The organism is Chryseobacterium sp. GW823-FHT05E08, from assembly GCF_058795655.1.
On sequence record NZ_JBXAHY010000001.1, the window covers coordinates 843,330 to 861,946 of the forward strand.

Genomic DNA, 18,617 nt, shown 5'->3' on the forward strand with positions numbered 1-18,617 from the left:
CCCCCCCCCCCCCCCCGAAACCCTCAAAATAGCGAGTGCGGAAAGCGGGAAATAGCTTCTGAAAGTAAATAATGAGTTATTTTGGAGATTGCTTCGTCGCTTCGCTCCTCGCAATGACACAATAGACTATCCGATTCTCTTCCCCAAAATCACCAAACTCCTTTCAACACCATCCAAAACAGCTACATCAGGAAAGGTACCCCAATCTTCAAATCCGAAATGCCTGAAAAGTTTCAAGCTCGGTTCATTATGCAAAAAGATAAATCCTAATAATGTTTTAACGCCAAATTTTCCTGCGTTATCAATACAATATTGAAGAACTTTCTTGCCGAAGCCTTTTCCACGACAGCTCTCATCCATATAGATGCTGATTTCAACCGTTCCGTTGTAAGCCGGTCTTCCGTAAAATGATGAAAAACTCACCCAACCAATCGTCTTATTTTGAAGATCTTCAATCATCCAAAGCGGGCGGTTTTCAGAATTATGTTCATTAAACCATTGTTGTCTGCTTTCTACAGAAACGTTTTCCGTATCGGCAGTTACCATTCTTGATGGGATGGTCGAGTTATAGATTTCTACTATTCTTGACAGGTCTTCAGGGTTTGCATTCCTGAATTTTAATTCTTCCATTTTTAAGGACTTATTTTTTTAACTTTTGATATAAATTATCTATTTCAACATTGCCCTTCCAGCCGGCAGATTCTTTCATTGAAATGATAATCATTTCTTCAAATTCTTCTAATGAGTTAGTAGCTCCTTTTACAATTGCATTTTCCCATGGCCTTTTTTCTTTTGGAATTATATATTCAATATAAAATGTATCTCTGAATCCATTTATAGCGACAAACCAATCCGATGTATAATCATCTTCTTCAAATAAAAGTAATGTTGCATGTGATGTTAAGCCAAAGATTGTCGTTTCTTTAAATATTCTATTAAACAATTCTAAAACTTTCAACATCGATGTTCCAATATCTTCAAATTTATCTTCCGGTTTAGGAATAAATTCTGTATAAAATTCTTCTAAAGTTTGACTTTTTTGTGCAGAGCAATTAATTATAGGCATTAATAAATAACTTTAAAAATTATTTCTAAAAGTAATAAAAAACTCGCTCTAAAAAGAACGAGTTTTATAATCAATTGTTATTTTTTCAAACATTTCTCAAGAAACTGATCCTGTTCCCAAAGAAGGTGAAGAATATTTTCTTTTGCCTGATAACCGTGAGCTTCTTTTGGTAAAAGAACCATTTTTACAGGAGCTCCAAGGTTTTTCAATGCCTGGAAATATCTTTCCGTCTGCAAAGTGAAAGTTCCCGGATTATTGTCTGCATCACCATGAATCAGAAGCAATGGTGTTTTCATTTTATCAGCATTCATAAACGGTGACATAGCGTTATAAATTTCCGGAATGTCCCAATAATTTCTTTGTTCACTCTGGAAACCAAAAGGCGTTAGCGTTCTGTTATATGCTCCACTTCTTGCAATTCCACATGCGTAATCTTTGGAATGCGTTAAAAGATTGGCAGTCATAAAAGCACCGTAAGAGTGACCTCCAACCGCAACTTTCGTTCTGTCGATATATCCTAGCTGATCCACAGCATCAATTGCCGCCCTACCGTTGGCAACTAATTGAGTAATAAATGTATCGTTTGGTTCTGTTTTTCCTTCTCCAATGATTGGGAAAGCAGCATCATCCAAAACCGCATATCCTTTGGTCGTCCAATACACGAAAGATCCGTAGTATGGGAACGTAAAGTCATTTGGGTTTTGAGTATTTTGTCCCGCAGTATTTTTATCTTTATATTCTGTCGGATATGCCCAAATTAATAAAGGAAGTTTTTCTTTTTTCGCTTTTCTGTCGTAGTTTGCAGGAAGATAAAGCGTTCCAGTTAAAGTAACTCCGTCATTTCTTTTGTATGTGATGACTTCTTTATAAACATCTTTAATGCTTTCAAATGGATTGGCGAAATTAGTTACTGTTTCAGTTTTATTAGACTTAATATTTTTCTTAAAATAATTAGGATACTGACTTGCAGACTGCTGAATGGTCAACACCTCTCCTTTTGACGGATTCAGAATATCGATAATTTCCTCTTTGGCATTCTTTATATTTGAGGTGTAAAGTCTCTTCTTTTTCAGGGTTTTCATATCCATTTCATCAATGAATGGATGTTGACCGTCTTTCGTGAATCCGTCTCCGATAAGATAAGATTTTCCACCTTTCATATCAACAACTGTTCTTCCGAATTGGTTTTTTGTCGTGTTGAAATTTCCAGGATCACTGTAAACATCCTGATAATTTCTGTCATCAATTACTTTAGACTCATTATTATTTAGATCAACCAAATAAGATTTTGTGTTTCTTGTATCGTACCAGCCTTCATAAACGATGGCAAAATGATCGTTTGTCCAACTCGTTCCCTCATATCTTTGTTTTGTTTTAAAGAATGATTTTGGAGCAGTGCTGAACGGTGCTTCCCAAGTAAATATCTCATCTCTGTAATCAACTGTTTTTGCCTGATCTCCGCCATCTAATGCTTCAGAATAGACCAATGTTGCGGGCATATCGCTTCTCCAACCCATATCTCTTTTTCCTGTTCGCACAGAAGAAAAACCTTTTGGCATTATTTCGTTTAGCGGAACTTCGTTCACAACTTTTACAACATTTCCATTGATGTCATAGACTGTTGTAATTGTTGGAAATCTGTTTAAAGGAACGATGTATGAGAATGGCTTTTTGATTGTTGTTGCCATCATATAATTTCCATCGGGTGAAAAGCTTAATCCTGAATACAAATCCTGTTCTTTTACTTTCTTCAAGCTTCCATTTAAGTCAACGTTGTAAATATCAGAAGCTGTAAGGATTTCAAAGTTCTTTTCATCCTGTGGATTTTTAAGAAGATCCTGATACGTTCTGTTTTGAGAAACTTTTCCGTCTGAGGTAGAAACGATCGGTCCCGTTGGAAGATCTTTGCTTGAATCTATTAAAGTTCCCTTGTTTTGAGGAAGTGTTTTAATTAAAATATCCTGAGAATCTTTATACCAAACATACGGACTTCCTAAATTCGCATTCAGATTATCGGCAGTTATTTTCTTTGCAGTAGCGGTTTCCAGATCTATGATCCAAAGTTCTACTCCTTTTGCAGTTGTATTGGTAAAAGCCAGCTTTTTTTCGTCTGGTGAGAAAGATGTATAGGTGATTTTAGGATTTGATGGTAAATTTTTAACCTGAACTTCATTTTTATCATTCAGTTTTCTAACCTTCAAATTGTTTGAATAGGTTGCTGTACTCGAAATATTAGTTACGGGATTGATTCTAAGTCCGCCCAACTTCATTTCTTGCTGACTAAGATCTTCCAAAGTTTTATAGGTCGGACGATAAGTGAAAACTATCCAATCTTTTTTGCTATTCATTAAAACGCTTGGTGGTCTTTCATAGTCTGCAAGTTTAAGAATTTCTGCAGATGGCTTTTGATAGGTAATATTTTCCTGAGCTTCGTAGAAATTAAGAAACGCAAGTAAACAGATTGTTAGCTTTATCTTCATAATATTTCATTTTTCACGAAAGTAATGAATTTTTAAATACATAAAAAATAATCACAATTAATCCACCATATTGCGATTAAATAAAAAAAGAGCAGTAAAATCTTACTGCTCTTTATATTTATTTTTAAGTCTTGATTACCAATCTGAAGCTCTTCTTCTCTTTTCAATCATATAATCTACTGAGAATTTTCCGGCACCGTAAGCCATCAAAAGAAGGTAAACTGATAAATAAATCAGGCTTAATTCTTTTTTATCAAATGCATCAGCTCCATGAACTACAAAGCCTGCAATAATCATTGTGAATATTAAAAAACCCAATGAGATTCTTGTAAAAAGACCTAATATAAGAAGAATTGAACATGCAAATTCTGCTATAACAGTTAATACCAAAGATATTGTAGGACCTAATCCCAGAAAATTAAAGAATTTAATATCTCCACCTTCCAGTAACATCTGAAGTTTTGGAAAACCGTGAGAAAGCATAGCAAATCCTATAAACACTCTTACAATTAACAAGATAATATCTACATAAATCGGGTTAGACTTTGAGCTTAAATAGTTCATTCATTGAAAATTTAAAGATAAAGTTAATAAAAAATCTCCTTAATACAACGATGAATATTGACTTTTTAGTCTATCTGTATCCGAAATTTTTTAAATCTCTATCGTTTTTTCTCCAATCTTTTTTCACTTTAACGAATAAATTCAAGTGAATTTTTTTTGAGAAAAACTTTTCAAGATCTAATCTTGCTTCTGTTCCAACTTTTTTAATTGCTTCTCCTTTATGTCCGATAATAATCCCTTTTTGGGTATCTCTTTCAACATAAATAATTGAATCAATGAAAATAATTCCTTCTTGTTCCTTGAATTGTTCCGTAACAACTTCCACAGAATATGGAATTTCTTTTTCGTAATTCAAAAGAATTTTCTCACGAATAGCTTCATTCACGAAAAATCTTTCAGGTTTATCAGTATATTGATCTTTATCATAGTAAGCCGGACTTTCAGGAAGCATCGACTTCAACTTAGGAAGAATAATATCAGTGTTGAATGCATTTAACGCAGAAATAGGAAGAATTTCAGCTTTAGGAATTCTTTCGTGCCACTCCTCTACCAGTTTTTCCAAACCAGCTTGGTCTGTCTGGTCTACTTTATTCAATAAAAGTAAAACAGGAACAGGGATTTTATTTAATTTTTCAATCAAAAATGCTGATGGTTCAGATTTATCTGTTACATCTACAATGAAAAGGAAAACATCCGCATCCTGTAAAGAATCCTTTACAAAATCCATCATTTTCTCCTGAAGGCCGTATTTAGGATCTAAAACTCCAGGCGTATCCGAAAATACGATCTGTAGATCTTCTTCGTTATAAATTCCAAAAATTCTGTGACGTGTTGTCTGTGCTTTTTGGGTTACAATTGCCAGTTTTTCCCCCATTAATTGATTTAATAAGGTAGATTTTCCGGCATTTGGTTTCCCAACTATATTTACAAATCCTGCTTTGTGCATAAAAATAATATTACAAAGTGCAAAGTTACTAAAACAAAACTGGTCTTTACGGCTAATGTTAAAAGATTTAAAATAAAAAAGCCTTCCCAATTAAGGAAAGACTTTCTCTGGAAATGAAATTGAACTAAATGATATGATTTTTCATAAATTCTAAACTGCCACGAGCCAATTCCTCGGCATCGTGTGGAGATTTCTGCCATAAAGAAACCATCTGCTGCATTCCGGGAATAGAAGAAGAAAAATTCTCCAATACCAAATTCCCCTCAAAATTGATTTCTTTTAAAGCTTTAAAAAGTTCGTTCCAATTTACAGTACCTTCACCCAGCATTCCGCGGTGAGATTCTGTCATGTGAACATGTTTAAGCTTACTTCCTGCAAGAATGATCGGATCGTAAAAATTATTCTCCTCAATATTCATGTGGAAAGTGTCCAAGTGAAGGAATAAATTATCTTTCCCTGTTTTTGAGATCAGATTTAAAACATTTTTTGCGGTGTTACAAACATAAGTTTCATAACGGTTGATAGGTTCAATTGCAATGTTTACGCCTTTTGCTTGGGCATAATCTGCAACTTTACTCCAAACTTCAACAATAATTCCAGCTTCATTTTCAGTTAAAGGATTCCCCGAAAATGATCCAATTCCGCCATGAAGAACACCTCCTAAAAAATTGGTTTCTAGTTCTGAGGTTTTATCTACAGCCTGTTTCATCAACTTTTCTGCAGCCTCAGGATAGAAAGCAATATGAGCTTCTTTTGGAAGATTTAATGAACAGACAACATCCAGATTATTATTTTTAAGCTGTTGTTTTACTTCGTTAGAATTAAATTCCATTGACGAGGGAAGCAAAATTTCAATTAAATCAAAACCTGCTTTTGCCGTTTTTTCTATTGCATATTTTCCGGCTTCAGGATTCCAGTTTGGGGTGATCCATGAAAGAAGTGAAGCTCCAAATTTTACATTCATTATAATTATTGATTTTTAATTATTCATTTAAAATACCCACCATTCTGTTCTTACACCAAAGTAAGTTCCGAATCTTTTTGCTCCCGATTGCTGTAAAAATGGAGAGTAAAGACTGTTCATCGCCTGATCGTTGTATCTTGATAATTCCGCGATCAATCTGATGTGTGGTCTTGCCCAAACGCTTCTTTCAGCAGTAGGAACCAATGTTGGAGCCAAAACCAATTTTGTCATTGATGCAGGATCCTGAATTCCGTCTTTTCTTGTAGCAAAATGCAATTCGGAAACAATATGGAACCAATTGTTGAAATAATAAGTTGCTCTTAAACCTGTATTAAATTCAGATTTTTTATTGAAAATTTCACGATTATAATAATCCATTGCTTTATTATCACTGTTTGCTCCACCCTTACTTTGAGTGTAAACAGCATAAGCATTTACAGACCATCTATCAGAAAGATTTAACAAAATATGTTCAACCGCAGTTAAAGAATACGCGCCTTTATAAGTCTTTGTAACTTCATCCGGAGCTCCGTAAGTTCGCCATGTCTGGGTATTTCCGCCATCTCCCCCGTTGGCAATTCCGCCTCCGTATCTCAAGGAAATTTGGTTAAAAGATCCCGGAAGTTTTGTCTTTAAATCTGTATTTAATTTTGCTCCCAAAACCCAGCCTTTGTCTGATGGATACTGTTGCATAGCATTTTTCCCTGATTTATCTACATTATGAAATTCTGCAAGAAGTTTCAGTTTATGATCGCCATTTTTAAACGGAATGGTATGCTCCAAAACAAATACTTCTCTTTGCCTGTAAATCAAACTTTTTGTACCGCTGATCACATTTGTATAAGAATAGGGTGTAGAATTGCTCGCTGCCGTGTCTATCGCTGCAGGGAAAAACATAGAGAAGCTTGTATTTTTATGTTTCACACCCCAACCTGTAGCTGAGTGATCATCAAAATAAAAATAATCTGCAATATGTACATCATTAAATCTCAACCATCTGGATCCTGCCCAAACATCCCAATCGCTTCCCATGATATTTCTTGCTTCAACGAAAGCTTCCGGTAAAGCAACGATCATTCCGTGGTCTGATTTAGAGTCTACGTTTCCTAAAAATGTTCCGCCAGAATAGAAACTTAATCTCGCCTGCATATCAATTTTGGTGCCTTTCGTACTGTCACCACCCACAACAGGAGTGAAATGAAAAGCCGGTAGGAAATCTACATAATCCCCCTGATCCATTCTTCCTCCTAAAGAACCTTGATTATTAAGGTTTAATTGCCTACCTGTGCGTCCGTCTGCGTTTGGAGAATACGCTGCTCCAATCCTACCCGTTGTTCCAAAAGAGAACTTTTTATTGGTAATAACGATCTGTGCATTTGAAATTTGACTGAAAACTATTAAAAGCCAAAAACTATATTTAAAAACATTTGTGTTCATATTTATTATTTAAAAGTTTTTGGTTTGTAGAATTTTAAAGCAAAAACAATAATGATCACATAACAGATAATTGGCAATAAGTATGCATGTGCAACGTCTGTTTCAGCAATTTTACCCATAATTGGCGGGAAAAGTGCTCCTCCGAACATCGCCATTACCAAGAAAGAAGATGCCTGCTGAACTTTGTTACCCAATCTTTTAAGACCAAGACTGAAAATTGTTGGATACATTACGCTTAAGAATAAATTCAACATAATTAAACTGATGAATGAAACCCATCCAAAACTTTGAGAAATAATAAGACAAAGCACAATATTACAAGCTGTAAAAATTGCTAAAAGCTTATTAGGCGCAATATATTTCATTAAAAATGTTCCAACGAAACGTCCGATCATCATCATTGCCATACTTAAAGAGAAATAATATGAAGCCTGAGTTTCCTGAAGGTGCATTTTTTCAACTCCATAGTTGATAAAGAATGCCCATGTTCCACCTTGCGCTGCAATATTGAAAAACTGAGCAACAACTGCAAAAATAAAGTGTCTTTGCTTCCAAAGCGGTGCATTTGGATCGCTGTCGTGGTGGTGATCTTCGCCAGTTGCATGTTCCAACATTTCAATTTCTTCCGCGTGAGGATCTTTTAAACTTGGAACTTTAATGAACATAAAAATAATAGTGATCACTAAAATTACGATTCCAATCCATGCATACAAGCTTTTCACAGAATCCAAAGAATTATCTTCCTGACCTGCTCCAAAGATGAAAAAACCACCCAACAAAGGTCCGATAATCGCTCCTAATCCGTTGAAAGACTGAGCGAAATTCACTCTCTGATCACTCGTTCTCTCATCTCCTAACGCCGCAACGAAAGGGTGAGCCACAGTTTCTAAAGTCGCCATCCCCATTGCAAGGATAAATAATGCTACTCTAAAGAAATCAAAAGACATATTGTTCGCCGCAGGAATAAAAAGAAAACATCCCCCTGCGAACAATGACAATCCCAAAATAACTCCTAATTTATATCCAAATTTTTTCATGAAAAGTCCCGCTGGAATTCCCATTAAAGCATACGCTCCAAAGATTGAAAGCTGTACCAGTCCGGATTTTGATTTGGAAATACTAAGCACATTTTGGAAATGCTTGTTCAATACATCTCCCATCGTCAGGGCAATTGCCCAAAAAAAGAACAGGGAGATCACGAAAGAGAATACAACAAGGTACTTCTTTTCAGTAAATTTAGCTGAATTCATAAGTGTGTTTTTTAAAGTGTTAAAAGTTTATTGATAAATTCTAATTTTTAAATTTTTGAAATTCTTCATACTCATAATCCGGGCAAGCACCTGATTTTGAAGTAATAAAAGCACCAAGGGAAATTGCTTCTGTCATGATTTCTTCCGGACTTTTACCTTGAATTCTTTTAGAAATGAATCCTGAAAGAAAAGCATCTCCACTTCCTACCGTATCTGCAATTTTAATAGGAACAGCGCCAAATCCATAGTTTCTGTCTCCAATAAAATATCTGGCACCTTTACTTCCTTTCGTAAGTACAATTTCCTTGATATTAAAGTGATTTTGAATGAAAGTTACGCTCTCGTCTTCGCTGATATATTCTTCGCTTAAGAATTCCATGATCTGTCTCATTTCAGCTTTGTTCATTTTTACGATATCGGCTTTGTGTAAAAGCTCTTTAATCAAATCAATATCAATGAATGGCGGTCTGAAATTAACATCAAAAATCTTAAGTTTTGCGAATTCTATAAGTTTTAAAAGTGTTTCTTTAGACTTTGGATTTCTTGCAGAAAGGCTTCCGAAAACAAAAGCTTCAGCATTGGATATCAATTCTTTATGTTCAGGTAAAAAATCAATGTAATCCCAAGCTACATGATTTACAATGTCGTAAGTTGCTTCATTATATTCATCAATTTTTGCAATTACAGTGCTTGTCGGATGTTCATTATCAACCTGGATGTATTCTGTGGTCAGTCCCCATCCTTTGATCTGGTCTGTTAATTTTTTTCCAAGCTCATCGTTCCCGATTCTGCTTAGCATTTTAACATCAGTTCCCATTTTGTGCACATTGTATGCAGCATTGAAGGGCGCTCCTCCCGCTCTGGTACCTTCAGGGAATATATCCCAAAGAACTTCACCAAAACAAACTACATAAGGATTTTCTTTTATCATAAGGTTAAACGTTTAAGTTATTCGTTAAATTTTTTATTTCACTGATTTTTTATTAATCAATTTTGCAGGAAAGGTTATTTTTCTACCGTCGACTGAATAATTATCAATCTGAGCATCAAGAACTTTCACTGCTTCTCTTGCCATTTCTATCAAAGGTTGTTGTACAAAACTAATCTCTGTTGGAAAAAGACTGTACGCTTCTGTCTGATCAAAAGCAATTACTGATACATCTTGCGGAACTTTAATATTTTTCTGATTTAAATAGCTTAATCCTGCAATTCCAAGTTTGTTGCTTGAAAAATACAAAGCTGTTTTCTTTGAAAGATCTAAAGTTTCATCAAGACCTTTATAGATATCTTCCGTTATATTATCAATACCAATCAATACTTTTTTATACTGAATATCAGCTGTAGAAATGCGTTTATCAAATCCTTCCTGTCTGTCTAGTAGATGTGGAAGTTTGGTATCGTAACCGATATAAATGATTTCTTCAAAATTTTTCTCAACCAAAAATTCGCAAATACTTTCCGAAATCTCAGAATTATTGATCATAATTCCTGGAATATTTACATTTTTAAGGTAACGGTCGATGGTTACGATTGGATATTCTTCTTTTAAAAGTTTTAAAACTGCTTCATCAGAATCTACAACCGGTGCCAAAATCATCCCATCTACCTGCTGTTCAGAGAAAAGCTCTGTTAATTTTCTGAATTTTTCGGGATTTTCATCAGAACTTCCGATAAGCAAAGTATAACCAAATTTCATGGCTTCATCTTCAATATTTCTAGCAATATTAGAATAAAAATCATTCGAAATATCTGCCAAAATAAGCCCTATCAGCTTGCTTTTACTCATTTTAAGACTTTTTGCAATCTTATTGGGAGTATAATTAATCGTTTCAGCCACTTCAAGAATTTTTACTTTTGTGGCTTCACTTATTCTGCTTCCTTCTTTTTTATTTAAAACATAGGAAACGGTTGCAACAGAAACTCCTGCAATTCTCGCTATGTCTTTAATGGAAGCTCTCTTCATACTATTTTATCAGTTTACGATGCAAAAGTATCTTATAAAATATAAACAAAACAATAGCTGTATTTTTTTGGTCATTTGGAAAATTATTGTATTTTCGCGCCTTTTTAAATTTTAGAATTAAATAATATATAAAACACTTATTATCAATTATTTAAATAAAAATATCATTAATATTAATTTAATGTTAATCAAAAATGAAATCTTTTGATGTTAATTTAGTTATACTTTTGGTTAAACGTTTAGCTTATTAAATTTTAATATATTTTGAAAATAATTTAAAACTTGATAAAAATATCCTTTTATTTAACCTTTTAAAACCAATATTTTTGAAATATTACAATTCATTTTTATGAATATAGACGAAATCTTTGACAATATTTATCCTCTGCAGGAAAGCTCTAAATTAAGTTTAAAGAAATATATAACTGAGGTTTCATACCCCAAAAATTTCTGCTTAATGGAGGCCGAAAGAATCGTTCCTTATATCTATTTTATAAAGAAAGGAATTGTCCGTGCTTATGCTTCTACAGCTGAAAATGATATTACTTTTTGGTTTGGAAGTGAAGGTCAGACCGTGATCTCAATGAGAAGTTATGTTGAAGATAAACCCGGTTATGAAAACATTGAATTACTAGAAGACTGCGAATTATATAAACTTGAAACAGAAAGTTTAAGAAAATTATTCAGTGAAGATATTCATATTGCCAATTGGGGAAGGAAATTTGCAGAACGGGAACTGATAAAAACCGAAGAATTAATTATTTCAAGACAGTTTAAAACAGCTTTGGAACGTTATAAAGATCTAATGCGCGATAAATCTGATCTTTTGAAAAGAGTTCAATTGGGTCATATTGCTTCGTATTTGGGAATTACACAGGTGAGTTTGAGTAGGATTCGGGCGGAGATTAAGTGAAAGTGTTTGAGGGTGTGAGAGTTTTAGAGTTTGAGGGATTTAGAGTTTGAGTGTTTTAGTGTGAGTGGGTTTGTTTTTTAGCTTTACTTTTATTTTTTAACATTTGTAAAATTTTAATTGCTGATAAATACAGAACTTTGCGGCAGAAAAATTTAAAAAAATGAATTGGATCATCTTAATCATCGCAGGATTATTTGAAGTTGCTTTTGCATCTTGTCTGGGAAAAGTAAAGGAAACAACGGGAACAACCATGTATTTTTGGTTTGCAGGATTTCTGGTTTCATTAACGGTAAGTATGCTTTTATTGATCAAAGCAACGCAAACCTTGCCGATTGGAACCGCTTACGCCGTTTGGACGGGAATCGGTGCAGTAGGAACTGTATTAATGGGGATTTTCTTTTTTAAAGATCCTATAAGTTTTTGGAGAATATTTTTTATTGTAACCTTAGTAGGTTCCGTGATTGGATTGAAGGCAGTTTCTCATTAATAATTTAAACACAAATTGCTCAAATTCTTGACACTAATTTTCACAAATTAATTTTATTTAAACTTTGTAGTTATAAGACAAAAACGTCCCTAAAATAGAGACGTTTTTTTATTTTTTATAAACAACAGGTAAGATTTCATTTTGTCTTAACCCATATTTTTTGATTTCTTCTTCTGTAAACTCTTGAGAATAGAAATTAGGTTCTGTTTCAAAACCGGCTTTTCTCAGACGGTCAAAATAATCCATTCCGTACCAACGGACGTGGTCGTATTGTCCGAAATGTTTTTGACGTTCTTTTGGATCTTTAATGGTGAAATCTTCATAGGTTTTCTCCAATGAATTTCTCATCGGAACTTGAAAAATCCCCCACCCACCTGGTTTCATGACTCTATATAGTTCACTGATCGCCTTTGCATCGTCTTCAATATGTTCTAAAACATGATTACAAAAGATAACATCAAAACTTTCATCAGGAAAAGGAAGATTCAGAATATCAGCTTTTACATCTACAATTGGAGAAAATAAGTCAGCTGAAATGTAATCCAAATTCTTCATTCTCTTGAATTTTCTTAAAAATTCCTGCTCGGGAGCGATGTGTAAAACTTTAGCATTTTTAATGAAAAAATCAGTTTCATTTTGAAGATACAGCCACATCTGGCGGTGTCTTTCCAAGCTTAAAGTTCCCGGAGATAAAGCGTTTTCTCTCTGATTTCCATAGCCATAGGGAAGAAACTTTCGGTAAGATCTTCCGTCGATAGGATCAAAGAAATTTTCTCCTTTAAAAAACTGATAAATAAGAGGTCTCGCCCAGATACTCATCTTAATAAGCATCGGCCGCGGAATTTTATTTAATAAAAATTTCGTTACTTTTTTCATTAAAAATCCATTTGGAAAGGCTCCTCTTCATTACTTACGATTCCTAAAGCTTCGTAAACATATTTAAATGTAGAAAGCAAGACCGGTTTTCCATTGATTACTGCTACATCATGTTCGAAATGTGCAGAAGGTAAATTATCTAAAGTCGTAACCGTCCAACCATCATTATGGAATTTAACTTTCTCAGTTCCAAGATTGATCATTGGTTCTATAGCGATTGCTAAACCGTCTTTGATTACTTTTCCGCTTCCTTGTTTTCCATAATTTGGAACCTGAGGATCTTCGTGCATTTTTCTGCCTAAACCGTGACCAACAAGCTCTTTTACAACTCCATATCCTTCTTTTTCACAGTGAGCTTGGATTGCGTGAGAAATATCACCGATTCTTTTCCCTCTTACACATTGCGCGATCCCTTTATACAAAGATTCTTTAGCAACTTTCAACAATTTTTTAACTTCAGGTTTTACTTCTCCGATCTCGAAAGTATAGGCATGATCTCCAACAAAACCGTTTAAAACAGCTCCACAATCTACAGAAAGTACGTCCCCTTCTTTCACAATATCATTGTTTGGAAAACCGTGTACCACCTGATCGTTTGGAGAAATACATAAAGAATTCGGGAAACCTCCATACCCTAAAAATGCAGGTTCAGCACCATGATCCTTAATAAAATCATGCGCTAATTTATCTAAATATAAAGTGGTGATCCCTGGTTTGATTTCTTTCGCCAACATTCCTAATGTTCTTGAAACCAACTGAGCACTTTCTTTCATAAGACGAAGCTCGTCTATTGTTTTTAATTGAATCATTTTTTTGTTTAGATATTAGAAATTAGATGTTAGAAACTAGATTAAAAGCTTATGCCTTTTTTCATAACATCTAATATTTTCTGATTAAAATTTAAAATTAAAAGCTGATTTAAAAACTAATTTCTAACATCTAACTTCTAATTTCTTATAAAAATCTACCAGAAAAGTCCTTTTTTCTTTTCTTTTTTAAGTTTAGAATAGGCTAAAACTTCTTTTCCTTCAACACGAAATTCTATTCTTTCATTAATGATATTGTAGATTTCACCCCAACCTGGGAATCCACCTAAATTTCTGTCATCAATGAACCAATCGGCATCCAGTTTTCTTGATTGTGTTTCATGATCAAAAACCTCGCCTTCAAAACTTGAATTTACAGCATAGAATTCAATTCCGTTTTGTTTGCAGAATTCTACTGCTTCATCCAACGTTTTTCCGTGTCTGTATGTCCAAAGGATTAATCTGAATCCCTGACCTTGTAATTTTTTTAATGTTTCGAAAGCAAAAATCTTCGCTTTTCCAATTGCCGGATATGCATCATCAACGATTGTTCCGTCAAAATCCACAGCAATTTTTTTATTATTCATCATTTACCTTATGATTTAGAGTTGCAAAGATAAGAAATAATAAAGAGTGCCAAAAAACTTGACACTCTTACTTTATAATTTAATGATAATATGGAACTAACTTTTTACCCAGCTAAACTGAAACTGTAGATCCGGAGTAGAAACTCTGTCTGTGATTTTCTGTAATCTTCCCGGCAATTTCATTAGATATTCCTGAGCTTTTTCTGCTTTTTCAGTAAGACCTGTTACATGCTCAATCTTCCATTCATCCAATAAGTCTTTCATAATATTGATGTAATCCTGACCTGTATACACCATACATCTTTGCGCTGCATCTGAGAAATGCCCCCAAAGTTCACCGGCTTTCTGACCAGATTGTCTCATCAAATGTGCAGGCATTACAATTTTCTTACGCATCATATCTTCAAATGCCAAGATCATTTCTGATGGATCTAATTCTAAAATTTTTGCTACGAAATGTTTGTAAGCTTTAGCGTGTCTCGCTTCATCGGCAGCAATTACACCGCACATTTTAGCTAGTTTTCCGTTTCCTGACTGCTTTGCCAATGTTCCTACTCTTCTGTGAGAAATATTGGTCGCTGTTTCCTGAAAACTTGTATATACGAAGTTTCTGTAAGGGTCCATACTTGTACCGATATCGAAACCGTCACTGATTAAATATTGAGTTGTGATCTCGACCTGTCTCATGTTTACTCTTCCACACAGATAAAGATATTTGTTTAATAAATCTCCGTGTCTGTTTTCTTCACCAGTCCAAGATCTGATCCAGTTTGCCCAGCCAACTTTGTTTTCTTCCTGATTGATTCCATCAACACCCATTAACCAAGATTCGTATGATGGAAGAGCTTCTTCCGTAATACAGTCTCCGATTAATGTTACGAAAAGATCGTAAGGCATTTCACGTGCGAAAGTCTGAATTTCTTCTAAATCATGCTTAAAATCATCACTTGACGGATCCGGAAGATAGTCTGAGGGCTGCCAAATTTTCTCAATTGGCGTCAAAAATTTTTCCAGAAAAGAACCTACTTCCTTTTCCAATATTCCCATTACTTCTTTCCTTACAAGACTGTGATACATTTTAACTATTTAGATTTTAATTTACAAAGATAGGATTTATTTATTATTTGGCGCATAATAACATATGTAACTCATAATATGTCTGACATAAATCATAAAAAATACCATTCTAAAGATAGAACGGTATTTTTTTAACATTATTATTGATTTTAGCTAACTAAAATATCTCCAGTCATAATTTCAGGGGTTTCTATTCCCATTACTTTAAGAATTGTTGGAGCAACATCTCCTAATTTTCCGGGCTTTAAATTCCAAGTATGATCTTTATCCATCACAATAAATGGAACCAAATTCGTTGAATGCTGTGTGTTTGGAGTTCCGTCCGGATTGATCATTACATCTGAGTTTCCGTGATCCGCCAAAATGAAAACCGCGTAACCATTTTCATAAGCTGTTGTTGCTACTTTCTCGATACATTTATCAACTGTTTCGGCAGCTTTTACAGCAGCTTCGAAAACTCCTGTATGACCAACCATATCTGTATTTGCGAAATTTAAACAAATAAAATCAGCCGTTCCATTTTCTAATTCGGGAACGATGGCGTTTGTGATATCGTAAGCCGACATTTCAGGTTTTAAATCGTAAGTCGGAACATCTTTGGGGCTTGGACAAAGCAATCTTCTTTCGCCAATAAATTCCTCTTCTCTTCCTCCTGAAAAGAAAAATGTAACGTGAGGATATTTCTCTGTTTCCGCAATTCTGATCTGCGTTTTATTGTTTCTTTCTAAAACCTCTCCCATTGTATCCTGAAGAACATTTTCGTCAAAAACAACATGTACATTTTGGTAAGTTTTATCGTAATTCGTCAGTGTAACGTAATATAAATTCAACTTACGCATAGAATAATCAGGATAATCCTGCTGAGAAAGTACTTCTGTAATCTCACGACCTCTGTCTGTACGGAAATTGAAAGAAATAACCACATCATTATCTGTAATCTTAGCTACCGGAACAATGTTTCCGGTTTGTTTTTGATCGATCATGATGATCGGTTTCAAGAATTCATCCGTTACATTATTATCGTAAGATTCTTTGATTGAAGCTAAAGCATCCGTTGATTGCAAACCAACTCCATCAACCATTGCATCGTAAGCCAATTTTACACGCTCCCATCTTTTATCTCTGTCCATCGCATAATAACGACCAATAACAGTTGCTAGTTTTCCGGTTGTATGAGTCATATGCTTTTGAAGCTCATCAATAAAACCAAATCCTGAATGAGGATCACAGTCTCTACCGTCTGTAAAAGCATGAACAAAAACATTATCATGTAAACCAAATTCTCCTGCAGCTGTTAAAAGACCTTTCAGGTGATTGATGTGTGAATGCACTCCTCCATTAGAAACCAATCCGATAAAGTGTACTTTTTTATTTTCTCTTTTAGCATATTCAAATGCTTCCTGAATAGTTTTTTCGTGACCTAATGTTCCGTTTTCAACGGCCATATTCAGTTTAACAAGGTTTTGGTATACTACTCTACCTGCTCCTAAATTCATATGTCCAACTTCAGAATTTCCCATCTGACCGAAAGGAAGCCCAACCGCCAAACCACTCGCCTCAAGCGTTGTGTGAGGAAATTTTGTATAACAACTATCTATAAATGGTGTATTTGCTTTGTCTAATGCTGAAACGTCTGGATTAAGACCCAATCCCCATCCGTCAAGGATCGCTAATATTGCTTTTTTTGACATTATTTTATAACTTTTGTACTACAAATTTATCTATTTTAGAATGAATTGAAGAATTTGAAAGACTTAAATTTTTATTAAAATATTTTATTTAAAACTCAATCATCTGTGCAAATCTGCGTAATCCGTGGGAAATATTTTAAACACAAATTTCACGAATGTTTTACACAAATTTTCACGAATGTAAAGATTGGGTTTTGAATTAATGATTTTTTTCTCCCACGGATTACGCAGATTTGCACAGATGATTGCAGATAATAATTATTTTATTTTTAATTTTGCTTTATGGATTTACGAGATCAATTGAAAAACCTTTTTCCTACTCATGAAGAGCAGGATTTTGAGATGCCCGAAGAGCAATTTAAGCAAAAAGAGCCTTTGGTATGTAAGTTTGAGAAAAAAGGGAGAAACGGAAAACCTGTAACGATTGTTGAAGGTTGGGAAGGAAGTGAGGAAGATTTAAAGAAAATCTCAAAAAAAATAAAAACCACACTGGGAATAGGTGGTTCTGAAAAGGATGGAACGATTATTATTCAAGGGGATAATCGTGATAAAATAATGGATATCCTTAAAGAAATGGGGTATAAAACCAAAAGAGTCGGCGGATAAATTAGAAATAGATCTGCGCCTGAGGAAGTAAGGTTTTTAACTCCTCAATTTTATTTTTTGTCATTGGATTTCCTGTTAGAATCAATGTTTTAAGATTTTTCAAGTGTTTAATTTCTGTTGGAAGGTCTTTTAAATTATTGTTCGCTAAATTCATACTCACAACATTCTTCAAACCTTTTATTTTAGGAGAAATCTCCTGAATATTGTTGTCGCTTACGTTCAGAAACTCTAGATTTTTTGAACTAAACAAGTTTTCCGGCAGTTTTGCGATCGCATTTTGTTGTAATTCTAAATATTTAATTTCTTTCGGAAACTTTAAATTTCCTAAGTCATTGATCTGATTTCCTGAAAGATTTAAAGATTTTAAATTTTTAATTTCATCTAAATCATCAGCAATAAAACTGATCTGGTTTCCCTGTAAATTTATCTCTTCCAGCGTTGGAATCTTCATTAATGCTTCAGGAAAAACATTTAAACTATTGGCATCAAGGTGAATTACTTTAAGATTTTGAAGTTTCGCCAGATTTGGATTAATGCTAGTTAAACTATTAAGATTGATAGAAAATGAGGTCAATTTTGTTAAATTTCCTATTTCGTCTGGAATGAATTTAATACTGTTTTCATTCAAATTTAATATTTCCAGTTCTTTTAATGAAAAAATTTCGTCATCCATTTTTTCTAATTTATTTCCCATGATATTCAGGAAAAATATCGCATTGAGCTTTTTAATTTCAGGAGGAAGATTGAACAATCCTTTATCTCTAAAACTCATACTGTAAATGGTTTTTCCGCTTTTTAAAGCATCATCAACATTCGTATAAGTAGGATATTTTACAGGATCGATCTGAGCTTTTGCCTGATTGAGCGCTATAATAGAAATAAGAACGAAAAATTTTTTCATAAA

19 protein-coding genes are annotated in these 18,617 nt (G+C 34.0%); 3 read left to right on the plus strand and 16 right to left on the minus strand.

Annotation, left to right across the window (positions count from 1 at the left end):
- Window positions 1-126 precede the first annotated feature (126 nt).
- The 10 genes from AC1Q7L_RS03925 to AC1Q7L_RS03970 all read right to left on the minus strand — a co-directional run bounded on the left by AC1Q7L_RS03925 (window position 127) and on the right by AC1Q7L_RS03970 (window position 10,670).
- Complete coding sequence (locus AC1Q7L_RS03925) at window positions 127-630, minus strand: GNAT family N-acetyltransferase (protein ID WP_492306490.1); 504 nt, start codon at window positions 628-630, stop codon at window positions 127-129.
- Window positions 631-640: 10 nt separating this feature from the next.
- The gene (locus tag AC1Q7L_RS03930; RefSeq protein WP_492306491.1) at window positions 641-1,066 is read right to left on the minus strand and encodes a hypothetical protein; all 426 of its coding nucleotides are present in this window, start codon (window positions 1,064-1,066) and stop codon (window positions 641-643) included.
- 77 nt (window positions 1,067-1,143) lie between these two features.
- Window positions 1,144-3,546 (minus strand): S9 family peptidase, encoded by a 2,403-nt coding sequence (locus tag AC1Q7L_RS03935; protein WP_492306492.1) that lies wholly within the window; start codon window positions 3,544-3,546, stop codon window positions 1,144-1,146.
- Between the two features lie 135 nt (window positions 3,547-3,681).
- A complete protein-coding gene (locus tag AC1Q7L_RS03940; RefSeq protein WP_492306493.1) occupies window positions 3,682-4,110 on the minus strand; it encodes a DoxX family protein in 429 nt (142 codons plus the stop codon).
- A 70-nt stretch (window positions 4,111-4,180) separates the two neighbouring features.
- Window positions 4,181-5,056, minus strand: coding sequence for a GTPase Era (era, locus tag AC1Q7L_RS03945; RefSeq protein WP_410690323.1), 876 nt, complete (start codon window positions 5,054-5,056; stop codon window positions 4,181-4,183).
- 124 nt (window positions 5,057-5,180) lie between these two features.
- Window positions 5,181-6,020 (minus strand): sugar phosphate isomerase/epimerase family protein, encoded by an 840-nt coding sequence (locus AC1Q7L_RS03950; protein WP_492306494.1) that lies wholly within the window; start codon window positions 6,018-6,020, stop codon window positions 5,181-5,183.
- A 27-nt stretch (window positions 6,021-6,047) separates the two neighbouring features.
- The gene (locus tag AC1Q7L_RS03955; RefSeq protein WP_492306495.1) at window positions 6,048-7,457 is read right to left on the minus strand and encodes a carbohydrate porin; all 1,410 of its coding nucleotides are present in this window, start codon (window positions 7,455-7,457) and stop codon (window positions 6,048-6,050) included.
- 5 nt (window positions 7,458-7,462) lie between these two features.
- A complete protein-coding gene (gene fucP, locus AC1Q7L_RS03960) occupies window positions 7,463-8,707 on the minus strand; it encodes an L-fucose:H+ symporter permease (RefSeq protein WP_410690320.1) in 1,245 nt (414 codons plus the stop codon).
- Between the two features lie 40 nt (window positions 8,708-8,747).
- Window positions 8,748-9,638, minus strand: coding sequence for a carbohydrate kinase family protein (locus tag AC1Q7L_RS03965; RefSeq protein WP_492306496.1), 891 nt, complete (start codon window positions 9,636-9,638; stop codon window positions 8,748-8,750).
- A 33-nt stretch (window positions 9,639-9,671) separates the two neighbouring features.
- Window positions 9,672-10,670, minus strand: coding sequence for a LacI family DNA-binding transcriptional regulator (locus tag AC1Q7L_RS03970; RefSeq protein ID WP_410690318.1), 999 nt, complete (start codon window positions 10,668-10,670; stop codon window positions 9,672-9,674).
- 349 nt (window positions 10,671-11,019) lie between these two features.
- On the opposite strand from AC1Q7L_RS03970, the gene AC1Q7L_RS03975 reads away from it, so the two are divergent.
- Complete coding sequence (locus tag AC1Q7L_RS03975) at window positions 11,020-11,583, plus strand: Crp/Fnr family transcriptional regulator (protein WP_492306497.1); 564 nt, start codon at window positions 11,020-11,022, stop codon at window positions 11,581-11,583.
- Between the two features lie 160 nt (window positions 11,584-11,743).
- Window positions 11,744-12,070 carry a DMT family transporter gene (locus tag AC1Q7L_RS03980; RefSeq protein ID WP_410690316.1) on the plus strand — a complete coding sequence of 109 codons (327 nt, stop codon included), beginning with the start codon at window positions 11,744-11,746 and terminating at the stop codon, window positions 12,068-12,070.
- A 108-nt stretch (window positions 12,071-12,178) separates the two neighbouring features.
- On the opposite strand, the gene AC1Q7L_RS03985 is transcribed toward AC1Q7L_RS03980, so the two are convergent.
- The 5 genes from AC1Q7L_RS03985 to gpmI all read right to left on the minus strand — a co-directional run bounded on the left by AC1Q7L_RS03985 (window position 12,179) and on the right by gpmI (window position 17,107).
- On the minus strand, window positions 12,179-12,946 hold the full coding sequence (locus tag AC1Q7L_RS03985; protein WP_492306498.1) for a class I SAM-dependent methyltransferase: 768 nt from the start codon (window positions 12,944-12,946) through the stop codon (window positions 12,179-12,181).
- On the minus strand, window positions 12,946-13,755 hold the full coding sequence (map, locus tag AC1Q7L_RS03990) for a type I methionyl aminopeptidase (RefSeq protein WP_066758769.1): 810 nt from the start codon (window positions 13,753-13,755) through the stop codon (window positions 12,946-12,948). Before map ends, AC1Q7L_RS03985 begins: the two co-directional genes overlap by 1 nt.
- Window positions 13,756-13,910: 155 nt before the next feature.
- The gene (locus AC1Q7L_RS03995; protein ID WP_410690312.1) at window positions 13,911-14,342 is read right to left on the minus strand and encodes a BT0820 family HAD-type phosphatase; all 432 of its coding nucleotides are present in this window, start codon (window positions 14,340-14,342) and stop codon (window positions 13,911-13,913) included.
- 93 nt (window positions 14,343-14,435) lie between these two features.
- Window positions 14,436-15,416, minus strand: coding sequence for an acyl-ACP desaturase (locus AC1Q7L_RS04000; RefSeq protein WP_410690311.1), 981 nt, complete (start codon window positions 15,414-15,416; stop codon window positions 14,436-14,438).
- Window positions 15,417-15,565: 149 nt separating this feature from the next.
- A complete protein-coding gene (gpmI, locus tag AC1Q7L_RS04005; RefSeq protein ID WP_492306499.1) occupies window positions 15,566-17,107 on the minus strand; it encodes a 2,3-bisphosphoglycerate-independent phosphoglycerate mutase in 1,542 nt (513 codons plus the stop codon).
- A gap of 282 nt (window positions 17,108-17,389) precedes the next feature.
- Here gpmI and AC1Q7L_RS04010 point away from each other — a divergent pair, with 282 nt between their 5' ends.
- Complete coding sequence (locus AC1Q7L_RS04010; RefSeq protein WP_066758781.1) at window positions 17,390-17,713, plus strand: translation initiation factor; 324 nt, start codon at window positions 17,390-17,392, stop codon at window positions 17,711-17,713.
- Between the two features lies 1 nt (window position 17,714).
- On the opposite strand, the gene AC1Q7L_RS04015 is transcribed toward AC1Q7L_RS04010, so the two are convergent.
- Window positions 17,715-18,614, minus strand: a complete 900-nt coding sequence (locus AC1Q7L_RS04015; RefSeq protein ID WP_492306500.1) for a leucine-rich repeat domain-containing protein — start codon at window positions 18,612-18,614, stop codon at window positions 17,715-17,717.
- Window positions 18,615-18,617: the final 3 nt, after the last annotated feature.

What these genes read in the sequence shown, in the direction of transcription:
- AC1Q7L_RS03925 (WP_492306490.1), bottom strand. Translation starts at nt 630, where the DNA reads ATGGAAGAATTAAAATTCAGGAATGCAAACCCTGAAGACCTGTCAAGA.
- AC1Q7L_RS03930 (WP_492306491.1), bottom strand. Translation starts at nt 1,066, where the DNA reads ATGCCTATAATTAATTGCTCTGCACAAAAAAGTCAAACTTTAGAAGAA.
- AC1Q7L_RS03935 (WP_492306492.1), bottom strand. Translation starts at nt 3,546, where the DNA reads ATGAAGATAAAGCTAACAATCTGTTTACTTGCGTTTCTTAATTTCTAC.
- AC1Q7L_RS03940 (WP_492306493.1), bottom strand. Translation starts at nt 4,110, where the DNA reads ATGAACTATTTAAGCTCAAAGTCTAACCCGATTTATGTAGATATTATC.
- era (WP_410690323.1), bottom strand. Translation starts at nt 5,056, where the DNA reads ATGCACAAAGCAGGATTTGTAAATATAGTTGGGAAACCAAATGCCGGA.
- AC1Q7L_RS03950 (WP_492306494.1), bottom strand. Translation starts at nt 6,020, where the DNA reads ATGAATGTAAAATTTGGAGCTTCACTTCTTTCATGGATCACCCCAAAC.
- AC1Q7L_RS03955 (WP_492306495.1), bottom strand. Translation starts at nt 7,457, where the DNA reads ATGAACACAAATGTTTTTAAATATAGTTTTTGGCTTTTAATAGTTTTC.
- fucP (WP_410690320.1), bottom strand. Translation starts at nt 8,707, where the DNA reads ATGAATTCAGCTAAATTTACTGAAAAGAAGTACCTTGTTGTATTCTCT.
- AC1Q7L_RS03965 (WP_492306496.1), bottom strand. Translation starts at nt 9,638, where the DNA reads ATGATAAAAGAAAATCCTTATGTAGTTTGTTTTGGTGAAGTTCTTTGG.
- AC1Q7L_RS03970 (WP_410690318.1), bottom strand. Translation starts at nt 10,670, where the DNA reads ATGAAGAGAGCTTCCATTAAAGACATAGCGAGAATTGCAGGAGTTTCT.
- AC1Q7L_RS03975 (WP_492306497.1), top strand. Translation starts at nt 11,020, where the DNA reads ATGAATATAGACGAAATCTTTGACAATATTTATCCTCTGCAGGAAAGC.
- AC1Q7L_RS03980 (WP_410690316.1), top strand. Translation starts at nt 11,744, where the DNA reads ATGAATTGGATCATCTTAATCATCGCAGGATTATTTGAAGTTGCTTTT.
- AC1Q7L_RS03985 (WP_492306498.1), bottom strand. Translation starts at nt 12,946, where the DNA reads ATGAAAAAAGTAACGAAATTTTTATTAAATAAAATTCCGCGGCCGATG.
- map (WP_066758769.1), bottom strand. Translation starts at nt 13,755, where the DNA reads ATGATTCAATTAAAAACAATAGACGAGCTTCGTCTTATGAAAGAAAGT.
- AC1Q7L_RS03995 (WP_410690312.1), bottom strand. Translation starts at nt 14,342, where the DNA reads ATGATGAATAATAAAAAAATTGCTGTGGATTTTGACGGAACAATCGTT.
- AC1Q7L_RS04000 (WP_410690311.1), bottom strand. Translation starts at nt 15,416, where the DNA reads ATGTATCACAGTCTTGTAAGGAAAGAAGTAATGGGAATATTGGAAAAG.
- gpmI (WP_492306499.1), bottom strand. Translation starts at nt 17,107, where the DNA reads ATGTCAAAAAAAGCAATATTAGCGATCCTTGACGGATGGGGATTGGGT.
- AC1Q7L_RS04010 (WP_066758781.1), top strand. Translation starts at nt 17,390, where the DNA reads ATGGATTTACGAGATCAATTGAAAAACCTTTTTCCTACTCATGAAGAG.
- AC1Q7L_RS04015 (WP_492306500.1), bottom strand. Translation starts at nt 18,614, where the DNA reads ATGAAAAAATTTTTCGTTCTTATTTCTATTATAGCGCTCAATCAGGCA.